At 38.9% G+C, this 22,831-nt stretch carries 18 protein-coding genes and 1 riboswitch; of the genes, 16 read left to right on the top strand and 2 right to left on the bottom strand.

Annotated features, from left to right (window positions below; genetic code table 11):
* Positions 1-224 precede the first annotated feature (224 nt).
* Positions 225-1,412 carry an elongation factor Tu gene (gene tuf / locus AB3I00_RS11745; protein ID WP_002289463.1) on the top strand — a complete coding sequence of 396 codons (1,188 nt, stop codon included), beginning with the start codon at positions 225-227 and terminating at the stop codon, positions 1,410-1,412.
* 189 nt (positions 1,413-1,601) lie between these two features.
* Here the strand turns inward: tuf and mprF are convergent, their stop codons facing one another.
* Positions 1,602-4,193, bottom strand: a complete 2,592-nt coding sequence (gene mprF, locus AB3I00_RS11740; protein ID WP_368025263.1) for a bifunctional lysylphosphatidylglycerol flippase/synthetase MprF — start codon at positions 4,191-4,193, stop codon at positions 1,602-1,604.
* A 25-nt stretch (positions 4,194-4,218) separates the two neighbouring features.
* The gene (locus tag AB3I00_RS11735) at positions 4,219-4,980 is read right to left on the bottom strand and encodes an alpha/beta fold hydrolase (RefSeq protein WP_368025261.1); all 762 of its coding nucleotides are present in this window, start codon (positions 4,978-4,980) and stop codon (positions 4,219-4,221) included.
* 165 nt (positions 4,981-5,145) lie between these two features.
* Here AB3I00_RS11735 and AB3I00_RS11730 point away from each other — a divergent pair, with 165 nt between their 5' ends.
* The 15 genes from AB3I00_RS11730 to AB3I00_RS11660 all read left to right on the top strand — a co-directional run bounded on the left by AB3I00_RS11730 (position 5,146) and on the right by AB3I00_RS11660 (position 22,662).
* Positions 5,146-5,778 (top strand): lysozyme family protein, encoded by a 633-nt coding sequence (locus AB3I00_RS11730; protein WP_002290135.1) that lies wholly within the window; start codon positions 5,146-5,148, stop codon positions 5,776-5,778.
* Between the two features lie 57 nt (positions 5,779-5,835).
* The gene (locus AB3I00_RS11725) at positions 5,836-6,696 is read left to right on the top strand and encodes a DUF368 domain-containing protein (protein WP_368025259.1); all 861 of its coding nucleotides are present in this window, start codon (positions 5,836-5,838) and stop codon (positions 6,694-6,696) included.
* Positions 6,697-6,884: 188 nt separating this feature from the next.
* Positions 6,885-9,200: a cation-translocating P-type ATPase gene (locus AB3I00_RS11720; protein WP_024634656.1), complete on the top strand. Its 2,316-nt coding sequence runs from the start codon at positions 6,885-6,887 to the stop codon at positions 9,198-9,200.
* A 181-nt stretch (positions 9,201-9,381) separates the two neighbouring features.
* Positions 9,382-11,223, top strand: coding sequence for a DNA primase (gene dnaG / locus AB3I00_RS11715; protein WP_368025258.1), 1,842 nt, complete (start codon positions 9,382-9,384; stop codon positions 11,221-11,223).
* 23 nt (positions 11,224-11,246) lie between these two features.
* Entirely contained in the window at positions 11,247-12,356 is a 1,110-nt protein-coding gene (gene rpoD / locus AB3I00_RS11710; RefSeq protein WP_002290142.1) for an RNA polymerase sigma factor RpoD, read from the top strand.
* A gap of 219 nt (positions 12,357-12,575) precedes the next feature.
* Positions 12,576-14,681 carry a cell division site-positioning protein MapZ family protein gene (locus AB3I00_RS11705; RefSeq protein WP_368025284.1) on the top strand — a complete coding sequence of 702 codons (2,106 nt, stop codon included), beginning with the start codon at positions 12,576-12,578 and terminating at the stop codon, positions 14,679-14,681.
* A 281-nt stretch (positions 14,682-14,962) separates the two neighbouring features.
* A complete protein-coding gene (locus AB3I00_RS11700) occupies positions 14,963-15,826 on the top strand; it encodes a virulence factor B family protein (RefSeq protein ID WP_002290150.1) in 864 nt (287 codons plus the stop codon).
* Between the two features lie 104 nt (positions 15,827-15,930).
* Complete coding sequence (locus AB3I00_RS11695) at positions 15,931-16,404, top strand: Fur family transcriptional regulator (RefSeq protein ID WP_002290152.1); 474 nt, start codon at positions 15,931-15,933, stop codon at positions 16,402-16,404.
* A 95-nt stretch (positions 16,405-16,499) separates the two neighbouring features.
* Positions 16,500-17,387 (top strand): site-specific tyrosine recombinase XerD, encoded by an 888-nt coding sequence (gene xerD, locus AB3I00_RS11690; protein ID WP_010732791.1) that lies wholly within the window; start codon positions 16,500-16,502, stop codon positions 17,385-17,387.
* An 18-nt stretch (positions 17,388-17,405) separates the two neighbouring features.
* Positions 17,406-17,777 carry a GNAT family N-acetyltransferase gene (locus AB3I00_RS11685; RefSeq protein ID WP_002290158.1) on the top strand — a complete coding sequence of 124 codons (372 nt, stop codon included), beginning with the start codon at positions 17,406-17,408 and terminating at the stop codon, positions 17,775-17,777.
* Complete coding sequence (locus tag AB3I00_RS11680) at positions 17,774-18,544, top strand: segregation/condensation protein A (protein ID WP_277885141.1); 771 nt, start codon at positions 17,774-17,776, stop codon at positions 18,542-18,544. The genes AB3I00_RS11685 and AB3I00_RS11680 overlap by 4 nt, the downstream gene beginning before the upstream one ends.
* Positions 18,528-19,103, top strand: a complete 576-nt coding sequence (gene scpB, locus AB3I00_RS11675) for an SMC-Scp complex subunit ScpB (protein WP_002290163.1) — start codon at positions 18,528-18,530, stop codon at positions 19,101-19,103. Before AB3I00_RS11680 ends, scpB begins: the two co-directional genes overlap by 17 nt.
* The gene (locus tag AB3I00_RS11670; RefSeq protein ID WP_002313886.1) at positions 19,104-19,820 is read left to right on the top strand and encodes a pseudouridine synthase; all 717 of its coding nucleotides are present in this window, start codon (positions 19,104-19,106) and stop codon (positions 19,818-19,820) included.
* An 81-nt stretch (positions 19,821-19,901) separates the two neighbouring features.
* Positions 19,902-20,026, top strand: a riboswitch (FMN riboswitch).
* Positions 20,027-20,149: 123 nt separating this feature from the next.
* On the top strand, positions 20,150-20,761 hold the full coding sequence (locus AB3I00_RS11665; RefSeq protein ID WP_002290166.1) for an ECF transporter S component: 612 nt from the start codon (positions 20,150-20,152) through the stop codon (positions 20,759-20,761).
* A 377-nt stretch (positions 20,762-21,138) separates the two neighbouring features.
* Positions 21,139-22,662 carry a YfcC family protein gene (locus AB3I00_RS11660; RefSeq protein ID WP_002290168.1) on the top strand — a complete coding sequence of 508 codons (1,524 nt, stop codon included), beginning with the start codon at positions 21,139-21,141 and terminating at the stop codon, positions 22,660-22,662.
* Positions 22,663-22,831 lie beyond the last annotated feature (169 nt).

The following is a 22,831-nucleotide window of genomic DNA, read 5'->3' as shown; positions in this document are numbered from 1 at the left end:
AAAAAACATAATTTTTTATTTATAAAAGGTACTTTTTTCGCGTATAAGACAGGCGAGTGCTCTTAGTTGACTTTGACCAAATTTGACGTATAATAAGCTTAGTTCGAATCTTACAAAAAGTAAGCCGGACGTATTCTTTTTGATTTATTCAAAAAAAGACTATAATAAAAAAGTGAGAGCTGAAATCCTTCAGTGATCTATATTATTTAGGAGGTTTGTAAATTATGGCAAAAGAACATTACGACAGAAGTAAACCACACGTTAACATTGGTACAATTGGACACGTTGACCATGGGAAAACTACTTTAACTGCTGCGATCACTACAGTATTAGGCAAAAAAGGCCTAGCAAATCCTCAAGACTATGCTAGTATTGATGCAGCTCCAGAAGAACGTGAACGCGGGATTACGATCAATACCGCACACGTAGAATATGAAACAGAAAAACGCCACTATGCGCATATCGATGCACCAGGACACGCGGACTATGTGAAAAACATGATTACAGGGGCAGCCCAAATGGATGGTGCCATCTTAGTCGTTTCTGCCACTGATGGTCCGATGCCTCAAACACGTGAACACATTTTGTTGTCACGTCAAGTTGGTGTAAAATACCTAATTGTTTTCTTGAACAAAGTAGATTTAGTCGATGATGAAGAATTGATCGATTTGGTAGAAATGGAAGTTCGCGAGTTATTGAGCGAATATGGTTTCCCAGGCGATGATACTCCTGTGATCAAAGGTTCCGCATTAAAAGCATTGCAAGGCGATCCAGATGCTGAAGCTGCTATTATGGAACTGATGGATACAGTGGATGAATATATCCCAACACCAGAACGTGATACAGATAAACCATTACTATTACCAGTGGAAGATGTTTTCTCCATTACAGGACGAGGAACTGTTGCCTCAGGTCGTATTGACCGCGGTGCTGTTCGTGTCGGTGATGAAGTAGAGATCGTAGGGATCAAACCTGAAACACAAAAAGCAGTTGTCACAGGTGTAGAAATGTTCCGTAAAACGTTAGATTACGGGGAAGCTGGGGATAACGTAGGCGTACTGTTACGTGGTATCCAACGTGACGATATCGAACGTGGACAAGTACTTGCTAAACCAGGTTCCATTACTCCACATACAAAATTCAAAGCTGAAGTGTACGTGTTGACAAAAGAAGAAGGTGGACGTCATACACCATTCTTTAACAACTACCGCCCACAATTCTACTTCCGTACAACTGACGTTACTGGAACAATCACGTTACCAGAAGATACAGAAATGGTCATGCCTGGTGACAATGTGACGATTGATGTTGACTTGATCCACCCAATCGCTGTTGAAAACGGAACGACCTTCTCCATTCGTGAAGGTGGCCGTACAGTAGGTTCAGGTATCGTTACAGAAATCGAAGCATAAGAAACGTGACTCGAATATTTTGGTAATGAAAAATGTTTAAAATGAAAAGCGGTCAAAACAGAAATCTTGTTTTGACCGCTTTTTTTGTTCTTCAATTGTACAATAAGAGAGGGCAGGAGCCGTACCTCACGCTTTGGTTCAGTCTCTTTTATTTATATTGTGAGTGTTTCCTTACTAACTACGCAGTTTTTAGTACTTTCTTCGTATCCATTTTTTCAAACCATTTATTCTACCTTGTGTCTGCTCAACTGGCGCATTATCAATAATCAGCAAAGCAATCATAACATATGCAATCCAACTATCTCGCGAATATAGGGTGTAGCGTGAGACCCAGTTCGTAGCGTACTTGCTTTTGTATTCTCTTAATCCATGGAAAGAATAAAAATGAGAGCCAAACTCGTAAACCAAGTAAGCAATTCTTTCCTGTAAAAAACTCTTTCTGGAAGTTCCAACATTTGAAAGAGGTGCCATCCCTAAATTGAACCATTGGATATGTTCTTCTTTCATATAAGCAAATAAATGCAGGAACAAGAAATCCATACTGCCGGAAGGGGCTTTTTTGGGATCATATCGCATCAAATCGATCGTTCCTACTTTGTTGTTCGTGTAAGTAGGCATGATCGTCGCAAAAGCGACAATTTCTTCTTGAGTATTTTTGACTACAGCAATAGGCGCTCTTTGTAAATAATCTTCCGAGAAAAAGCCTAAAGAAAAACCTTTTTCTTTTCGTGAACCCAACCAATTATCAGAAATATTTTTGAAAATACTCATTTGCTCAGCAGAAAACGGCGGTTGTAAGACATCAAATGTAAATCCTTCTCGTTCAATTCGGTTCAAGACAGCCCGAGTGCCCTTCATTTTTTTCCCTGATGTTGTAAAACTATTCAGGTCTACATAAGCTTCTTCCCCCATTTTAATGAAGTCATAGCCGAATTCATGCAAAATCATAACGATCTCTTCGCTTGTTTCGTAGAAAACAGGTAAATAACATAATCGGTCTGTCTCTTCGATGAAAGCTTCAATTGCTTCTGGAAAATCTTCTTTCTTACCAGAAGGATCGCCCATTACGATGCATTTATTATTGAAGCAAGCGAATTGGAGAAGCACAGTTGGTTCACCGTCTTTTTCGTAGGCAAACATCCGCTTGTCTTTTAAGAAGATCAATTGACTGTCGGAGTTTCCTCCATAAGTTGTGAGGATCTTCAGTGCCTTTTCTTCATTAAAGGCTTCGCCAATCTGTTTCTTTTCTCCTTGAAGAAAATGGACAAATAGAACGATCATGAAGCTAACGGCGATAATGGCCAACAACCCTGAAAACCAAATCTTTTCAGAAGGGAATAAGAAAAAGGAAATAAAATGGTGACGCCGATGTGGAAAGTCAGGCAGATTGTATACACCAATAACGATATAAAGCAATGTCAATGCACCGATAATGATTCCGTCGATCGTACGCCATTCCCACGAATAGATGAGTTGTTCCCGAAACAGTTCGTTTTTGGACGCAAGAATGATCAGAAGCAGAATAGACAAGAAAATCACCGGTGTGAAGCTAAAATCGCTTAATAAAACATAAAACAAAGCGAGTGCGATCAAGAAAATTGTAGGCAGATAGGCTCGTTTTACGCGTGCAGCGATCCCTCTCCCCATAACAATCAAAAGAAATCCTAATAATATACTAGGAAATTGGATAATAAAGTGGAATTTCAATGGGTTCAAACTATGAAGCCAGCGAAACTCTGTAAAAGCTTGCGGAATAGTGGCAGAAAGTACCAACATGATTCCAGAAAAGTATAAGAGGACAACCACGATTTTATGCGCGATTTCTGTTGCTAACTGCTTAGGGATCCCTGAATAACGTTGATCAAAAGTGGAACCGATATTTTTGAAGAAAAAGACGATTCCAATCAAAAACGGAATGATGTAGTAGAACAGACGATAAAGCAAGATCCACACAACGACTGTTTCTCTTGGCACACCAATAGCAGATAATCCGATAATCATCATTACATCGAAACTGCCGATCTCGCCAGGAATCATAGACACGATCCCTATCACTGAAGCAGCAATGAATAACGGAATCGTTTGCCACAGATCGATTCGGATTTCCATTAGGTAACCAACAGAAAGGAAACTGAACAGGACACCAGACCATTCCAATAATGAAACAAGCAAGAGCTGTCCTTGCGTTTTAAGTGAGGTACCACCCAGGAATCCTTTCTTTTTGAAAGTAGTGAATAAAAAGACAACAGGGAAATACAGACCACCGCCAATCAGCCATATCCAATATTGCTTCAAGAAAGGAGCAACTGGCGTGAAGACTACAAGTAAAAAAGAAAGCAGACTGTAAATAGAAAGTCCAGCCATCAAAAACAAGAAAACTTTCGATAATGCCTGGATCACGTTTCTGCTCTCTTTCTTTTGTCCATATAGCTCAGAGCGAAGCCCCACACTGACAAACCCGCCGAAACCGGCAATATTGTTGATTGTATTGATCAGCCAGCTTGTCTCAAACAAGTAACGAGGATTCTGCTTTTGTTCAAGCATCCGATTCAAAATAATATCATAACCAATCATAGGTAACACAGAGACAAGACCAATCAACAGCATAAGTCCGCTTTTCCAAATAGGTATAGTGGCAAACGTTTCTCCTAATTGCTGGATAGATAGAGTCTTACCGATGGACATCAATTCACCGACAATAATGACAATGACAGAAATCAAAAAGATTGTTTTGAACAGTCCTAGATGGTTTTTCAGCCATCGTATGGTAGTTTTTAACAAATAAATCACCTTCTATTCCTAATAATTATGTTTCAGAAAGAAATTGAAGAACTTCTCGGTTGAAGCGTTCAGGATCTTTTCTAGCTAATTCATGTCCTTGTTCTTTTACAAGTACAAAAGAAGCCTTTGGTATAGTTTTAGCTATATACAGAGAATGTTTCAGTTTGATCACATCTTTTTTTCCTACAATAATCAAAGTTGGGGAGTTGATTTTTTTTAAATCATTTTCTGTAAGGCCGATATCATGCAGCAATAGCTTAATAACTAACAGATTTTTGCGAAGGCTTGGGCGAAATAAAGAGAGCAACCATACCCATGCATAATGAAAATTGCTGATGACTCTGGCAGAAAAACGAACGCCTTTAACTAGCGTGTTTCCAGAATTTAAAATCAATCGATGAACTTTTTGAGGAAAGCTGCTGGCAAATACCAATGCCAAATTTGCGCCGTCGCTAAATCCAAGAAAATCTGCCTGATTGATTTCTTCTAGCAACATAATCGTATTCAGATCCTCAGCCATCAAATGAAAATTCAATATAGATGCTTCATTTGTTGAACGGCCATGTCCTCGGCTGTCTACTAGATAAACAGTATAGTAGCGTTCAAGCACGGGAACCTGTTCTGAAAAAAAGCGGCCGCTGCCATCATTGCCATGCAGTAAAAAGAGTGGGAAGCCTTGACCACTCTTTTCATAATAAATTTCGCTCCCATCTGCCATTTTTGCATATTTCTTTTCTTTTTTCACATAATCACCTACTGTGTAAAGTATAACGATTATAACAGTCATTGGGCAATCGTTTTTACTGAAAAACAACGATCATTTTCGTAAGATGATAAAAAACACAGGAAAATTCATTTTTTCTTAAGGTGTACACAGAATTTAAGGAAGAAATAGCCAAGAAGATAAAGAAATAGTAAGATAAAAAAGATGTCAAAATAACTAGGTGATGAAATGAAGCGAAAACGATTATCTATTATCCGTATTCTTTTTTACATGATCCTTCTAACGGTCATTGGTGCGGTGTTGTTTTTAGGAGGAAGAACTTATCGCTCAGTAAAACGGGTGGAAAGCTATCAAATAGAAATAACGACAGCTGCAAAAAATTATCATATGGAAGCATACGAAAAATTGATCAAGGCAATAATCTTGACCGAATCAAAAGGAAAAGGCACAGATCTCATGCAGAGTTCAGAGAGTTTGCATGGAGAAGCCGATATCATTGATAATCCAGCTGACAGTATTGATCAAGGGGTCAAATATTTGGCGGAGATGATAATGGAAGCAAAAAAACAAGGATGTGATCTGTGGACCGCTGTCCAAGCGTATAATTTTGGGAAAGATTATATTGCCTATGTAAAAAATCATGGCGGAGAAAACACAGTAGAACTAGCAGAAGCGTATTCTAAAGATGTGTTAAGCCCGCTTTTAGGAAATGAGGAAGGAAAACAGTACCGATATTGGCGAATCCAGTCCTTGCTTTACAACGGCGGCTATCTCTATCATAATGGAGGTAACATGTTTTATCCTGATATTGTCAAAATGAATGAAAAAATAATAGAGACTTACGAAAAAGTCTTTAAATAAACGAGTAGGAAATATCTAAACATAATAAAATGAGTTGAAAGAAGGAGTGCGCAAATAGTGGAAAAAAGGCAAAAAATGGAAAATCAAAAAGTGGGGTACACAACCAAAGATTGGATGTTGCGGTTTGTGAAGGGAATGTTTATCGGTTCAGGATTTATCTTGCCGGGGGTCAGCGGTGGTGCATTAGCAGCTGTTTTTGGCATGTATGAGCGACTGATTTCTTTTCTAGCCCATATCACAAAAAATTTCAAAGAAAATGTTTTGTTTTTCCTGCCTGTTGGTCTAGGCGGAGTGACAGGCATCTTTTTACTTTCTTTTTTAGTCAGTTTTTTATTAGGGGCGTATGAAACAACAATATTATGGTTTTTTGTTGGGTGTATCGTCGGAACTGTTCCTGCGTTATGGAAAGAAGCAGGAAAAAAAGGACGAGATACTTCTGATGTGATTATCGTGGTTGTTACTTTTGTTCTGGCTTATTTGTTTTTATTATACGGTGCTCGATTATTTGATGGACAAGTAGATCAGAATTTTGGGACTTGGCTGATCGCCGGCGGATTGATTGGTTTAGGGATGATTGTCCCAGGATTGAGTCCTTCTAATTTTTTGGTATATATGGGATTGTACAAAGCGATGGCTGACGGATTTAAAGAAGTTCGGTTTGAAGTCATCTTGCCGATCGGAATTGGTGGGGTTCTTTGTGTCCTTGGCTTGTCAAAAATCATGGATTATATTTTCTCAAAGGCATACAGTAAGCTATTCCATTTTATTTTAGGCGTCGTTTTTGCTTCAACGATTATGATCATCCCTACTGATTACGCGGGATTGGGAGTCGCTGGCGTGCTAGCTTGTCCTGTTCTTTTTGTAGCTGGTACAGCACTAGGATGGTGGATGAGCCGTTTGGAAGAACAATATAAGTAAAGATAGTTCGATAATAAAAAAACAACACACGGGTGATTCATACAAAAAAGATCAGCATCTTTTTCGTAAGAATCATTCGTGTGTTTTTCTATAAATTTTATAAAAACAAGTTGTTTTTAATCTTGGAACACGCTAGACTTAAACACGTGATTATTTTTGAAAGTTGGCGGAAAATGGAGAAAAAGAAAATGAATGGACTTACACAGCAAGAAGTAGTTCAAAAAATGGCTTCTGGCCAGCAAAATGACTACCAGGAAGATGCATCAAAAAGTACAAAGCAAATATTCAGCGATAATATATTGACGTTATTCAATTTTCTGAACTTCGGTATCGGGATTTGCCTGTTATTTGTAGGTGCTTATTCCAACATGGCGTATTTAGCAATTATTATCGTGAATATCGTTATTGGAATTTATCAAGAAATACATGCAAGAAATCTTGTACGGAAATTATCGATTGTTTCCCAATCAGAAGTACTAGTGATTCGGGACGGTAAAGAACAATCGATTTCTACTAAAGAGCTGGTATTAGGAGATTTGGTAAAAATCGGAGCAGGAGAACAGATACCAGCCGATTTGCAGGTCATATCAGGACGGGCAGAAGCAAATGAAGCTCTTTTGACAGGTGAATCTGACTTGATTGTCAAAGAAGCTGGAGCTGAATTGCTTTCTGGGAGCTTTTTGACAAGTGGTTCTGTCATGGCTGAAGTCATCCGAGTAGGGGCAGATAATTATGCTGTCCGCTTGACTAGCGAGGCAAAAACCCACAAAGCTATTCATTCTGAACTTGTAGATTCGATTCGTAAAGTATCCAAGTTCACTAGTTTCGTGATTATTCCTTTAGGGATCATACTATTTTTGGAGGCACTGTTCATTCGCGATGCTTCTATCAAGATTTCAGTTATTGCCTCTGCAGCAGCTTTGTTAGGGATGCTTCCAAAGGGATTAGTATTGCTGATAAGTATTGCGTTAACGACAGGTGTAACAAAACTGGCAAAAAAACGGATTCTTGTTCAAGACATGTATTCCATTGAAACACTTGCTCACGTCGATACATTATGTTTGGATAAAACAGGAACCATTACTGAAGGGAAAATGAGTATCCAGCGTGTAGAAGCATTACATCCGCTGTATGAAAAAGCTATTCCAGAAATTATGGGAACGTATCTTGCAGAAAGCAGTGATAACAACATCACCATGCGGGCGATGAGAGAGTATTTTGAGCTTTCTAATCGTTATGATGTAACAAACAAAGTCGCATTTTCTTCTGATCGCAAATGGGGTGCGATGGAGTTTCCAGAATTAGGAGTCGTATACGTAGGAGCACCTGAACGCTTGGTGGAAGAAGATCGGCTGCCAGATAGTCTAAAAACAGCTCAAGCGAATGGCTATCGCGTACTTATGTTGGGGATTGCTCCAAATCAGCAATTAAACGAAGAAAACCCCGCGTTTGTTGAGCCAGTTGCTCTGTTTGAAATCGATGATCCAATCCGAAAAAATGCGCCAGAAACACTAGCTTATCTTCATGAGGAAGGCGTTGACCTGAAAGTAATCTCTGGAGATAATCCATTTACTGTCTCCAATATTGCTAGACGTGCAGGATTACCGAATTATGATGCGTATATCGACCTTTCTCAGGTTACTGAAGAATCGGACGTGCGAGAAGCTGCACATCAATATACCGTTTTTGGTCGAGTGAGTCCTCAGCAAAAGAAATTACTGGTAAATGAATTGAAAGATAGCGGCAGAACGGTTGCGATGACAGGTGACGGCGTAAATGATGTTTTGGCATTAAGAGAAGCAGATTGTAGTATCGCCATGGCAGAAGGTGACGGAGCGACACGTCAAATTGCTAATCTGGTATTGTTGGACTCTGATTTTACGACATTGCCAGAAGTCCTGTTTGAAGGACGTCGGGTAGTCAACAATGTGACGAAAGTCTCCGGTATCTTTTTCATCAAAACGATTTATTCTTTTATTTTATCGATTATCTGTGCCGTTACAGCTATTGGATTTCCATTTATCCCTATCCAGATTACGCTGATTGATTTGGCGATTGAAGGGTATCCTTCCTTCTTTTTATCATTTGAACAAGATAAACGCAAAATCACTTACCGTTACTTGCCTACTGCACTTATCAACGCGTTGCCGAATGCCTTGCTTGTAGTAGTGAATATCATAGCAGTGTATCTACTTGGAAAAACGTTCGCGTGGGGAAGTAGTGAAACCACTACGTTGATGTATTACTTGCTAATTGGAATCAGCTGCATGGCAGTTGTAAAAGCTTGTTATCCTTTCAACCCGTTGCGAATATTCTTAGCAGTAACGACAATCGTAGGGATATATGTAGCTGCGATGCTGTTCCACGGAATTTTGGAAGTAAACTTAGGTTTAGGAGAAACCATAGGATACTTCGTTATGTTCATGATCATAAATATTGTCCTTCGATTATTGTACTGGAAGGCTGATATTCAAAATCAGCTACTGAAAAGAGTAGCAAATTGATGCTTAATTAAATAGAAATGTGTTATACTTGAAAAAGAATTGAAATATGATACAATCAAACATGTATAATTGTGTCCTTTAAAATCGCACTGATTTCAGTTAGTGCGATTTTTTACCGGTTATTCTCCTGAAATATCTTTTGTTAAAACGAAAAGATATCAATAAAGCAGGGGGTGGAAAAATGGCTCAACGGATTCCTCAAGAAGTTATCGAAACGGTACGCAGTCAAACGAATATCGTTGAGGTGATTGGACAATATGTCCAATTGAAAAAGTCTGGTAAAAACTACTTAGGGCTGTGTCCTTTTCATGAAGAACGCACACCATCCTTCTCTGTTGCAGAAGACAAGCAGATCTTTCATTGCTTTGGTTGCGGCAAGGGCGGAAACGTGTTTACTTTTCTTCAAGAACTAGAAGGACTGAGTTTTCCAGAAGCAGTGATAAAAGTAGCAGATTTCGAACAGATTCCGTTGGAAGATCAATGGCGTCAGCGAACGGTAGCTGTACAAAATCCTGAATCTGCTACAGGAAAATTGATTGCTGCTCATGAAAAAGCAGCGGAAATCTATCATCACATGCTGTTGCATACAAAAGCGGGACAGCCAGCCCTAGAATATTTGCAAAGTCGTGGGTTGTCTTTAGAATTGATTGAAGAATTCAATATCGGGTTTGCGCCTAATGAACGCTCGTTTCTTCAGCAAGTCTTCAAGAATGAATCATTCTCAAATGAATTGTTAGAACGTTCTGGATTGTTTGTCACACATGATGATGGCCGTCTGTCGGACCGTTTTTACCAAAGGGTGATGTTTCCCCTTCGTAATCCTCAAGGCCAGACAATCGGGTTTTCAGGACGCTGGCTTGCACCTGAAAAAGGGCAGGAAAAAGATCAGCCCAAATATTTGAACAGTCCGGAAACAGAATTGTTTAATAAAAGACAAGTTTTATTTAATCTTGATAAAGCAAGAAGCGATATCCGAAAAAATGGAGAAATCTTGTTGTTCGAAGGTTTTATGGATGTGATTGCTGCATGGCAGGCTGGTATCAAAACTGGATTAGCTTCCATGGGAACAAGTCTGACAGCTCAACAGATCCAGCAAATGGAAAAACTGACGAAAGAACTGGTTTTTTGTTATGACGGAGATAACGCAGGTTTTGAAGCAACCAATCGAGGGATTGAATTGCTTCGGCAAAATAGTCGCTTAGGACTTTCGGTCGTAGTCGTTCCAGAAAAGCTTGATCCTGATGAATATCTCCGTAAGTATGGGGAAGCATCTTTTCAAGAATTAGTGGCTCATGGGCGTGAAACAGTTTTTACTTTTAAATCACGTTATTTGAAACAAGGGAAAAATTTAGAGAATGAAAAAGACAAAATCGAATACCTTGAAGAATTATTAGTTGAACTTAGCCGAGTCGTTTCACCAATTGAACAAGATATGTATTTATCGCAGCTGTCCACAGAGTTTCAGGTCAGCAGAGAGACGATACAAAAACAATTGCGTGAGCTCCGAAGAACAAATCAGCAAAATCGTCAAGAACCTCAGGAAAACCAACATACGCAGACCAAGAGACAAGAAACTGCACGGAAGAAGAGACCGTTGACGCAGGTAGAAAAGGCAGAGCAGATTCTGTTGTACCGCGCATTTAAAGAAGTTTCTGTCCGCAATATTTTAAAAGAACGAGAATTTCAGTTTATCCACGACGCATATGCAGAAGTTTATTTTTTATTCGATGCATATGTCTCACAACATTATGAATTCAACCTTGCAGAGTTTTTAGACTTTTTGCAAGATGAAAATTTAAGGCGGTTGGTGATGGAGATCGAATATCTACCGGTGGCAGAAGAAAGTTCGCCACGGGAAATCCAAGACTTGCTAGATGTGATCAGCAAATCTGGCTTAGCTGATGAAATAACATTAAAAAAACAAATGCAGCAAGAAGCCAGACGTACTGGGAACAAACAGCTTGAGCTTGAATTGACGATCGAAATCATCAATTTAACGAAACAGTTAAAACAAGCCAAATAGCTACTCAAGGGGGGCCTTCTTTTATGGCAAATGGAACAGATAAAAAAAAGTATGAAGCAGCAGTAGCAGCTTTCATCAAAGAAAACAAACCCAAACGACAAGTTGTATATGATGATTTATCCAATCAGCTTGCTACACCATTCACTTTGAATGCAGATGAAATGGACAAATTGATCCAAAAGATTGAAGACGCAGGTATCAGTGTGGTGGATGAAAATGGTGATCCATCAATTCACAGCTTGAAAAGTGCTGAGAAAAAAGCTGAACAGGCAAAAACAGAAGATCTCTCTGCGCCAACCGGTGTAAAAATCAATGACCCGGTTCGTATGTATCTGAAAGAAATTGGCCGTGTCTCCCTTTTAACTGCGGAAGAAGAAGTAGCGTTAGCATTGAAAATCGAAGAAGGCGACCAAGAAGCAAAACAGCGTTTAGCAGAAGCAAACCTTCGTTTAGTAGTAAGTATCGCTAAACGTTATGTAGGGCGAGGCATGCAGTTCCTTGACTTGATCCAAGAAGGAAATATGGGGCTGATGAAGGCAGTTGAAAAATTCGATTATCGCAAAGGATTCAAGTTTTCTACTTATGCTACATGGTGGATTCGTCAAGCAATTACTCGTGCAATCGCCGACCAAGCACGTACGATCCGTATTCCAGTTCACATGGTAGAAACAATCAATAAATTGATTCGTATCCAGCGTCAATTGTTGCAAGACCTGGGAAGAGAACCTACGCCGGAAGAAATCGGTGCAGAAATGGACCTTCCGACAGAAAAAGTCCGCGAAATCTTGAAAATCGCGCAGGAACCTGTTTCCCTTGAAACGCCAATCGGTGAAGAAGATGATTCTCATTTAGGTGATTTCATCGAAGACCAAGAAGCAACAAGTCCAGCAGAACACGCAGCATATGAACTACTAAAAGAACAATTGGAAGATGTACTAGATACATTGACTGATCGGGAAGAGAATGTCCTTCGCTTACGTTTTGGCCTAGACGATGGACGTACGAGAACACTGGAAGAAGTAGGAAAAGTATTTGGTGTTACTCGGGAACGTATTCGTCAGATCGAGGCTAAAGCATTGAGAAAATTACGCCATCCTTCTCGTTCGAAACAATTAAAAGACTTCTTAGAATAAGCACAAACTATTGACCAGAAGAGAAATCAGTCAAATGGTTTGGTTTATTTTAAAAGAAAAAAAGCTTGGGACTACGCGGTCTCAAGCTTTTTTTTCTATAGGAAGAAAATTTATTCATTATTTTTAAGTAAATCCTAAAAATAAGCTATTGGCGTAACGTATAGAATATGATAGATTAAATGGTAGCGTAAACCTAGTAAAGGAGCCGATCGCTAAGTGATGAAAAAATGTCCAAATTGCGGATCGAAAAAAATGGATGAGAACAATATCTGTCCAGACTGCGGTCATCAACTAACTGCAGAAGATCAGCAAACAAAAGAAACAATCGAAGAAATAAATGCAGATGAAACTATGCAGGATAAATCAACTGAAGACGCAGTCTTTCCTGATACAGAATTAAACGATCCAATCGAATGGTCGGAATTGAAAGATCTACCTCTCGAATCTGTGATGGAATTATTCGAAAAAACAGAATCAGAAGACGATGTATCATCTACTCACGATAAAGTAGCCAATAAAGAAAAAAGGGAACAGAAGAAAGCGACTGTTCGTGAGACTTTGGAAAAATCAGGAAAGAATCAAGAAGAAACCCTTGAATCAAAACAAAAAAGAAGAGTAGCTGAACTAAAAGAAATCGTCGATAATGAGGAAGAAAATTCGATACTATCCGCCTATATCAAAGCACATCGTGAAGATACAAAGGAAGAGCACGCGGAAGAGCTACTCAAAATGATCAGTGAAAAAATTGCACAGGAAAACAAAGTAGATCCAGAACATGAAGCTGAAAAAGACGCTGAAAAAGCCATTAGTAGAGTAAACGCTGCAGGTAAAGAATCATTAAAAACGAATGATCTAAAAACGGATATCTCGGAAAAAACTGAAGTATTGTCTGAAAAACAATCAGAAGACGAGAAATCGAATGGATTGCCGGAAGCAGAGAAAAAAGAAATGCTCGAAAAAGCAGACAAGAAGTCAACAGAGTCAGATGAAATAAATAATGAAGCCGATGCTGAAAGTCAATCTGCAAGTGAAGATAACACTGTTCTTGAAGCTAAAATAGAAAAAGAAGAGAACCAGCCTGAGCTGATTGAAGCAGAAACAGAACCAATAACAATCGTGCCAAATACTGAAAAAACGCCTCAAGAATCAAACCTAGAAAAAAAAGATCTAGATAAGACACAAAAGAAAAAATCAAAAAAAGTGCCTTATCTCGCTTTAGCAGCAGTTCTTCTACTAGGTGGGGGAGGCTGGGCTTATTATGACCATCATCAAAAAGTAGAAGCCGAAGTAGCAGCAGAAGCAAAAAGACAGCAACAAATGGAAGACCTTCATGGGAAACTTGCTGCCTTTTATACAGATGATCACCATCAATTTATTCGTGCAGATATGATTCATCAAGATCTATCGAAACTAAAAAATGATTTATCAAGTCTTAAGAATGAAAAAGGATATTCAGCGTTAGAAACAACTTATCAAGATATCCAATCTAAGATCCAAGATATCCAGAAAGTGAATGAATGGTTCGTAGCACCTGTGATCGTCGATGATCATCTAGCAGATGACATCAAGTTGAAAGCAGATAAAGAGATACAAACGATCGAAACGGATAACACAGATTTTGGAAAATTGATTCAACAAGCACAAACAGAAGCTAAAAATCAATATGCTGAATTGCAAACAGCTAAAGAAAAAACAGCTATAGTCTTTAAAGACGGAAAAGTAGTGGGTTCAGCGACACGCGACCAATACAAGACAGCAAAAGAAGCAGTAGAAAAGGTGAAAAATACAGATCTATCTGCTCAGTTGAATGAACAATTGAAACAAGTAGACAAGATGCTCACTGATAAAGAGAAAAAAGAAGAAGAGGAAAAGAAAAAAGCAGAAGAAGCGAAAAAAGCAGCTGAAGAACAAGCAAAACAAGCTGCTCAAGCAGCAGCTGCAGCTCAAGCCGCTCAACAAGCTGCGGTCGCACAAGCAGCACAGCAAGAAGCGGCATCCTCGACTCCTTCCTCTTCAAACTCAGCGAATCAGCCAATCAAATCTGCCAGAGCAAGTGATATTGCCGATGCATCTAATCCAGCATGGACGTGGGCACCAGGTGTCCAAAGCAAAGTGATTGCTACATGTATCCAACGTGGATATATCGTTGAAGGAGGATACAGATTAGAAAAAGCCAGAATCGAAAATGGGGAAGGCTATTACAATCTATATGCTACTTCAACAAAATCTGCATTGATGAAAGGCATTGGAGAAAGTGCTTTGCCATTTTATATCGTAACGATCAACTGTAAAACTGGGTGGTTCGGAGGAAATGGGAGCAATTAGTTTTAACTAAACGAAAGAGGTTGTGAGCCTGCCGTTTCACTCTGAGTCACAAGGAACAATTTCAAAAAACAGCTTCTCATGTTTGATGAATAGTGTGACTTGAAACCGAGGAGTTGGCAGGTAAACACCGTTTATTCAAAAAAGGGGAGTATGACATAACTGTTGTCATACTCCTTTTTTCACCTTTCCAAAGCAAGGCTCAGCTATTCAAGTAGATAACATTATGTTATGATAGCAAAGAAATGTATTAAGAAAACCTTTCACTATAGAGGGAGAAAAAAATGAACGATTTATTAGCAACTATATTTACAGGTATTATTATTGATGAAAATGAAAAAAATTACTTTGTCCAAAAAAATGGGCAAACCTTTGGCTTAAGCAAATCAGAAGGCGAGCACAAAATCGGTGAGGCAGTGGAAGGATTCGGCTACCAAAATCAAAAACATGAAAACCGGATCACTACACAAATTCCAAAAAGTCGCATCGGTCACTATGCATTTGGGATCGTTACTGCTACACGAAAAGATTTAGGCGCATTTGTCGATATCGGTCTTCCAGATAAAGACTTTGTCGTATCTCTTGATGAATTACCGACCATGACAGAGCTGTGGCCTAAAAAGGGAGATCGTTTGATGATTTCCCTTAGAGTTGATGCAAAGGATCGTGTTTGGGGTAGTTTAGCAGACGAAAAAATATTCAAATCTTTAAGCAAGTATGGAACAGAAGAAATGAAAAACAAAGATGTGATAGGAACAGCCTACCGTTTGAAATTAACAGGTACGTATGTTTTGACTGAAGATTTCTATCTTGGGTTTATCCATCCTTCTGAACGATATAACGAACCTCGACTAGGCGAGCAGGTAAAAGGGCGTGTGATCGGTGTCCGACCAGATGGTGTACTGAATCTTTCATTGAAACCAAGAGCGTATGAAGCAATATCAGATGATGCACAAATGATTTTAACCATTTTAGAACGTTCTGCAGATCAGCAAATCAACTTTACAGATAAATCAGATCCAGAAGACATCATGAAAGCTTTCGGCATCAGCAAAGGTGCTTTTAAGCGAGCATTAGGCAATCTTTTGAAACAAGGACTGATTAAACAAGAAAACGGTGTGACAAAATTAGTCAAAAAATCTAATTGAGAATCCCTTGCATGTTTTTCTTAACTAGCTTATAATAATTTTAATTAACACAGTGTTATTGTTTTTCTAAATTGTAATTATTATAAATTGTTGGGGTTGAGTAAATGGTCATGAATGCTATTTCGGCGATGAAAAAAACAAAACAGCAGCTACATGAATCGGGGTTCAAGCTGACACCGCAAAGAGAAGCTACCCTGCTTGTGCTTTTGGAGAATGAGAAAGAGCATTTGTCTGCAGAAGAGATCTTCTTTTTAGTGAAAAAAAAGAGTCCAGAAATTGGACTTGCTACTGTTTATCGAACCCTTGAAATCTTGACAGAATTAAAAATTGTCGATAAAGTAAGTTTTAATGATGGATTAGCCCGTTATGATTTGAGAAAAGAGGGCGCTAAACATTTCCATCATCATTTACTATGCTTGAACTGCGGCACAATCGAGGAAGTAGAAGAGGATCTATTACTTGAAGTGGAGCAAGTAGTAGAAGAACGTTATCATTTTTTAGTAAAAGATCATCGTCTGACGTTCCATGGAATCTGTCAGGAATGCTATGAAAAAGAAAAAAGAAACCAGTCCGTCTGAGTGTCTAGACGGCTTTTTCTTTGCTCAGATTATGGAAAAAGACTATCAGAATGAAGCGGTATCTGATATGATAGAGAGGCATGAGGGGGATTATTATGAAAGAGCAAATCAACGATTATCTCCACTACTTGAATATTGAACGGGGATTATCCGCCAATACACGTCAAAGCTATGAACGTGATTTGGAACAGTACTTGCATTTTCTAGAAGAGCAGAAAGTTGCTTCATGGCAAGATGTCGATCGTTTTTTAGTCATCCGTTTTCTGGAAAAACTGCATGAAGAAAAAAAAGCGACAGCAACCGTTACGCGGATGATCTCAAGCCTCAGAAGATTCCATCAGTTTTTACGACAAGAACGTATCACGGATCATGATCCAATGCAGCATATCGATACGCCAAAGAAAGCGCAGAAATTACCAAGCACATTGACGCTGGCAGAAGTAGAAAAGCTGATTGAAGCACCTGATACGACAAAAACGTTAGGAATAAGAGATCGTGCAATCTTAGAAGTCATGTATGCTACTGGGATGCGCGTCAGTGAATTGATTGGATTGAAATTGGGAGATCTTCATCTTTCTCTTGGGCTGGTACAGACAGTCGGTAAAGGAGATAAAGAGCGGATTATTCCTTTAGGTGATTATGCGATCCAATGGCTGGAACGCTACTTAGACGAAGCACGTCCGTTACTTGTAAAGGACGCATCTGAAATGCATGTATTTGTCAATAATCATGGAAAAGGTCTTTCCCGGCAAGGAATCTGGAAAAATCTGAAACAGCTAGTAAGAGAGGCTGGGATTTACAAAGAAGTAACGCCGCATACGCTACGGCACAGCTTCGCCACCCATTTGCTAGAAAACGGAGCAGATTTGCGGACAGTACAGGAATTGTTAGGTCACGCGGATATCTCTACGACACAGATTTATACACATATCACGAAAAAAAGGATGACAGATGTTTATAAGCAGCATTTTCCAAGGGCTTAGTCATAGGAAGGTGAGAAGATGTTAACACATTACCGAAAAGAAAACCGTAAAATTGCTATGGGACTGTTGAGTTTCCATAAGAAGCTGACAGGTAAGTCTTCTTTGTTGAAGGAGATAGATACGTACGAATCTGAAGATGATTATGAACTTTTTTTCTTTACGCCGGAAGGTTCGACCAACATTCAAGGAATCATTGGTGTTTATTGGGCAACGAACGATCAGCTGATTATCCATGACATTTCTTTGAATCCATCTTATCGCGGTGAGAACATGGGCTTCCAAATGTTAGATGAATTACAAGAAAAGTATCCGGATGTCTCCATCCGTGCAACTGAAATCACAGAGCCTTATATTGGAAAGTGGCTAGCAAAGAAAAAGAAGAAAGAGTGAATGAGTTGACGGAGATCAATATTAAATTAGATGTATTCGAGGGACCTCTCGATCTGCTGCTTCATCTGATTCAGCAAATGGAAATCGATATATATGATATACCAATCGCTACGATCACAGAGCAATATATGAATTATATCCATACAATGAAGACACTAGAGCTAGCTGTTGCAGGAGAATACCTAGTGATGGCTGCTACATTGATGGCAATCAAAAGTAAGACGTTGCTCCCTATCCAAGAGTTTGTTACAGATGATGAAGAACTATGGGAAGAAGATCCTCGAGAAGAATTGGTCACTCAGCTTTTAGAATACCGTAAGTATAAGTATGCGGCTGAAAAATTAACAGAAAAAGCAGAGGAACGAAGTCTTTATTACACAAAAGACCCTATGAACATCGATGGATTGGCGGATGTTGAAAAACCGTTGAAGCGAGGACAAGTCAAAAAAATTGATCTGATCCGTGCCATGCAGAAAATTTTGGAACGTAAGAAATTTTCTCAAAAAGTGGAAAAAACGATCACGCCCGATGATACAACGATTGAAGAACGAATGATCTTTATCGAAGAGCGTATAAAAAGAAATACGCATGGCTGTACCTTCGACTCTTTTTTTGAGTCGCCTTCCAAAAGTGAAGTTGTCACTACTTTTATGGCTTTGCTAGAGTTGATGAAAAAAGGACAGATTATTGCGCAACAAAAAGAAAACTATGAATCAATTATGCTTTATCCAGCAGTAGGAGATACCGAACATGACGAAATTAAGTGAACTTGAAGCCCTTCTTTTTATTGTTGGCGAGGAAGGAATCAGTAATGAAGAATTAAGCGGACTGTTGAATCTCAGTGAAGCAGAAGTCGCAAATTTAGTGAAAGAATTAAAAGACTCTTACGCTCAAAACCCGCACTCAGCTTTGCATATTTTTGAAACGGAAAGCCATTATGTATTAACGACTAAAAAAGAGCTAGCGCCATTGCTCAAGCGATATGCACAAGGAACATCGAACACGTTATCTCAAGCCGCTGTCGAGACTTTAGCAATCATTGCCTATAAACAACCGATCACACGAGCTGAGATCGAGCAGATTCGAGGCGTTCAGGTTTCAGGAGCGGTACAGCGTCTGGCTGCTCATAAACTGATTGAAGAAAAAGGCAGAGTAGAAGGACCAGGTCGACCGATATTATATGGAACAACTGGTTACTTCTTGGATTATTTTGGGCTGAAATCATTAGAGGAACTGCCTGATACACAAGAAATGGAAATTTCACTTGAAGAAGATGTGTCACCAGATCTATTCTTTGATGGAATGAATAAAGGAGAACAATTGTAAATGGAGAGATTACAAAAAGTAATTGCCCACGCTGGCATCACTTCTCGTCGAAAAGCAGAAGAATTTATCCTTGCAGGACGTGTAAAAGTAAACGGACAAGTTGTAAGAGAATTAGGGATAAAAGTTGGAAAACATGACACTGTGGAAGTGGATGAAGTGCCAATTTATCAAGAAGAATACGGTTATTATTTATTGTACAAACCTAAAGGAGTCATTTCTGCTGTAGCAGATGACAAAGGAAGAAAAGTCGTTACGGACCTTCTGCCAATGGTAAAAGAACGAATTTACCCCGTAGGTCGACTGGACTACGATACTTCGGGCATCTTACTGCTGACAAATGATGGAGATTTTGCCCAGCGCCTGACACATCCAAAACATGAAGTGGATAAAGTTTATGTCGCAAAAGTAAAAGGGATTGCGACAAAATCGATGCTTGCACCTTTGGCAAAAGGAATAAAGATCGAAGGACGAAAAACGTCTCCAGCTAAATTCCAAATTTTATCAGTGGATCCTAAGACAAATCACAGTATCGTGGAATTGACGATCCACGAAGGACGGAATCATCAAGTGAAAAATATGCTTCAAGCAGTTGGGCTTCCTGTGCAAAAGTTAAAACGTGAAAAATACGGTGATTTGACATTACAAGGTTTACGCCCTGGGGATTATCGTGAATTGAACAAAAAAGAAGTCAGCAGCTTATTGAATCATTCAAAATAAACACTTACTTTTTATAAGCGTTAAATGTTGCGTTTTTTGAAGAGATATGTATAATGAACATGTAAACAAAAATTATATAAGGTTCGTCTTCAGGGGCAGGGTGAAATTCCCGACCGGTGGTTATAGTCCACGACCTATTTTGCAAAAAATAGCTGAATCGGTGAAATTCCGATACCGACAGTACAGTCTGGATAAAGAAGATAGGGCTTATTTGACGCACACTTGATCAAATAACTCTAACTCTATTTTCCCTGGAAAATAGAGTTTTTTCATTTGGAGAGAAACGTCAAAAAGTTCGCTGAAGAGGAGTCCTAACAGGAGGATTTCAAATGAAGAACACCCGTGTACAGAAAATGGTTGCAGTAGCGATGTTTGCTGCGATCGCGTTAGTTTTACAGTATTTTGCTTTTCCGATCATGCCGGCTTTTAGTTTTTTGAAGATTGATTTTAGTGATATCCCGGTATTGATCAGTATGTTCTTATTCGGTCCAGCGGCCGGAGTAGCAACAGCGTTCTTGCGTTCAGTATTACATCTGCTGACTACAGGTTTTTCTCCAGATAACCTAGTGGGAGACACAGCTAGTTTCTTATCAACAACGATCTTTACCTTTCCGATTTATTACTTCTTTAGTGTAAAGAAACAGCATAAAGGAAGAAATAAATTTTTAGGTGTGATTACAGGAACGATTGCTCTGACTATTTTCATGAGTATCGCGAATTATTTCGTTATTACGCCTCTTTACTTAATGTTTTTAGGACTGAACGCGACACAGATGTTGGGGATGTCTTTAGCAAATTATGTATTGATTGGGATTGTTCCTTTCAACTTGATCAAAGGATTCATCGTGAGTGCTGTCTTTTTAGTGCTACATGCGCAACTTCTTCCATGGTTAAGTCGAAAACAACATCAGATGGAACAACGTCATACAGCAGTTAAATAAATGTCAAAAAGATCAAGAAATTTCTTGATCTTTTTTTTGGAAAAAAATACAATACATGCAATATTGTAAACGTTTTATTTGTTTGTTTTGAGTATTTTTTTTATTTATGCATAAAAATCAATTAGTTCTTTTGGAATGTGAAATCCTTCTCCTTTTAAAAGACGGAAATGTTTGTTTATATAAAAAAGGAAACGCTACAATGAAAATGAAGAAAGCTTTAAAAACCTAAGGAAAGGGGGAGAAAATAGGAAAAAACGAACTTTTTGAACAAAAGTTTTATAAAATGCGTGTTATTATTTTTGTTCTGATACTCTTTTTGATAAAATAACATTAGAGCCAAAAATGATGTCTCTAACGGAAAAGAAAGGAAGAAGAAGATGGAACAAACAAAGAAGAAAAAATTTCAAATGCCTTCAGCGTATACGGTCTTATTCATTATTATTGCAGTAATCGCTGTACTTACTTGGTTTATACCAGCTGGGCACTATAGTGTAGACGATGCAGGCAACATTGTCGCTGGATCATATGAACGAGTACAACAAAATCCTCAAGGGCTGTGGGATATTTTCATGGCGCCAATCAATGGGATGCTAGGTGTACCAGCGGGGGAGCTAACTAAAGAAACACCTGCTGCAATCCCAATCTCTTTCTTCATTTTAGTTGTTGGTGGATTTTTAGGTATTATCAACAAAACAGGCGCCCTAGATGCCGGAATCGCTTCAGTTGTGAAGAAATTCAAAGGAAAAGAAAAAATGCTTATTCCAGTATTGATGCTGTTATTTGCATTAGGCGGATCTACTTACGGAATGGCGGAAGAAACGATTCCGTTCTATGCTTTACTGATCCCAGTTATGATGGCAGTAGGCTTTGATACAGTGGTAGCAGTAGCCATCGTATTAGTAGGGTCTCAAGTAGGCTGTTTAGCTTCAACGGTCAATCCTTTCGCAACCGGCGTAGCTTCGCAAGCTGTTGGGATTTCGATGGGTGAAGGGATTGGTCTTCGATTCTTGATGTTCGTTATTTTGTTAGCTATTTCTATTGTATATGTGTATCGCTATGCATCAAAAATCGAAAAAGATCCAACAAAATCATTAGTATACAATCAACGTAAAGAAGATATGAAACATTTCGATATCGAAGCAATCGGTCGCCAAGAAGTAATCACGAAAAAACAAAAACATGTAAATGTATTGTTCTTCATTACTTTTGGTATCATGATCATCAGTTTGATTCCTTGGACAACCTTGAATGCGAATTTCACAATTTTTGAATCGTTGACAAACTGGTTAACAAATCTTCCGGTACTAGGAACTGTTTTAGGTAAAAGCATGCTTCCACTAGGTGACTGGTACTTCCCAGAAATTACTATGTTGTTCTTAGTCATGTCAATCGTCGTAGCAATCACGTATGGTATGAAAGAATCTGAATTCGTCTCTGAATTTTTAGCTGGTGCTTCTGACTTGATTGGTGTAGCTATCGTAGTAGCTGTTGCTCGTGGTATCCAAGTGGTTATGAACAACGGGTTGATTACAGACACTATCTTACACTGGGGCGAACAAGGATTAAGTTCATTATCTTCAAGCGTATTTATCATCATTACATTTATTTTCTATATTCCTATGTCATTCTTGATTCCTTCAACTTCTGGCTTAGCTGCTGCAACAATGGGAATCATGGGACCTATGGGTGAATTTGCCGGTGTAGGGAAGGATTTAGTTATCACTGCTTATCAATCTGCGTCTGGCTTAGTAAACTTGATTACGCCAACATCTGCTATCGTAATGGGTGCTGTAGCGATTGCTCGTTTCGATGTTTCAGTGTGGTGGAAATTTACTGGTAAATTAATTGCGATATTATTTGTTGCCATCTGTGTGATCCTAGGTGTAGCAGCAATGTTCTAAACCTAGACAAATACAGGTACAAGGTCTATCATAAGAGTGAAGAAACCGATATACGGCTATCAATAAGCACGTGGATAAGTCGATTGCTCCATTCAGTGAGTGTTTTTTCTTTCATCATTAAGAACATTCTGCTTGCTGATGGAGCAGGCTTAAAACGTCATTATTAGAG

The sequence above is a fragment of the Enterococcus sp. C76 genome (genome assembly GCF_040886985.1).
GTDB lineage: Bacteria > Bacillota > Bacilli > Lactobacillales > Enterococcaceae > Enterococcus_B > Enterococcus_B lactis.
The sequence above is the reverse complement of the archived record's forward strand: the minus strand, read 5'-3'. Positions and strand labels throughout refer to the sequence as shown.

Excerpts from the sequence above, each read along its gene's own strand:
- scpB (WP_002290163.1), top strand. The coding sequence starts at position 18,528 with ATGACGAAATTAAGTGAACTTGAAGCCCTTCTTTTTATTGTTGGCGAG.
- tuf (WP_002289463.1), top strand. The coding sequence starts at position 225 with ATGGCAAAAGAACATTACGACAGAAGTAAACCACACGTTAACATTGGT.
- dnaG (WP_368025258.1), top strand. The coding sequence starts at position 9,382 with ATGGCTCAACGGATTCCTCAAGAAGTTATCGAAACGGTACGCAGTCAA.
- xerD (WP_010732791.1), top strand. The coding sequence starts at position 16,500 with ATGAAAGAGCAAATCAACGATTATCTCCACTACTTGAATATTGAACGG.
- AB3I00_RS11685 (WP_002290158.1), top strand. The coding sequence starts at position 17,406 with ATGTTAACACATTACCGAAAAGAAAACCGTAAAATTGCTATGGGACTG.
- AB3I00_RS11705 (WP_368025284.1), top strand. The coding sequence starts at position 12,576 with ATGAAAAAATGTCCAAATTGCGGATCGAAAAAAATGGATGAGAACAAT.
- AB3I00_RS11665 (WP_002290166.1), top strand. The coding sequence starts at position 20,150 with ATGAAGAACACCCGTGTACAGAAAATGGTTGCAGTAGCGATGTTTGCT.
- AB3I00_RS11660 (WP_002290168.1), top strand. The coding sequence starts at position 21,139 with ATGGAACAAACAAAGAAGAAAAAATTTCAAATGCCTTCAGCGTATACG.
- AB3I00_RS11735 (WP_368025261.1), bottom strand. The coding sequence starts at position 4,980 with ATGACTGTTATAATCGTTATACTTTACACAGTAGGTGATTATGTGAAA.
- AB3I00_RS11670 (WP_002313886.1), top strand. The coding sequence starts at position 19,104 with ATGGAGAGATTACAAAAAGTAATTGCCCACGCTGGCATCACTTCTCGT.
- AB3I00_RS11730 (WP_002290135.1), top strand. The coding sequence starts at position 5,146 with ATGAAGCGAAAACGATTATCTATTATCCGTATTCTTTTTTACATGATC.
- AB3I00_RS11720 (WP_024634656.1), top strand. The coding sequence starts at position 6,885 with ATGAATGGACTTACACAGCAAGAAGTAGTTCAAAAAATGGCTTCTGGC.
- AB3I00_RS11700 (WP_002290150.1), top strand. The coding sequence starts at position 14,963 with ATGAACGATTTATTAGCAACTATATTTACAGGTATTATTATTGATGAA.
- AB3I00_RS11695 (WP_002290152.1), top strand. The coding sequence starts at position 15,931 with ATGGTCATGAATGCTATTTCGGCGATGAAAAAAACAAAACAGCAGCTA.
- rpoD (WP_002290142.1), top strand. The coding sequence starts at position 11,247 with ATGGCAAATGGAACAGATAAAAAAAAGTATGAAGCAGCAGTAGCAGCT.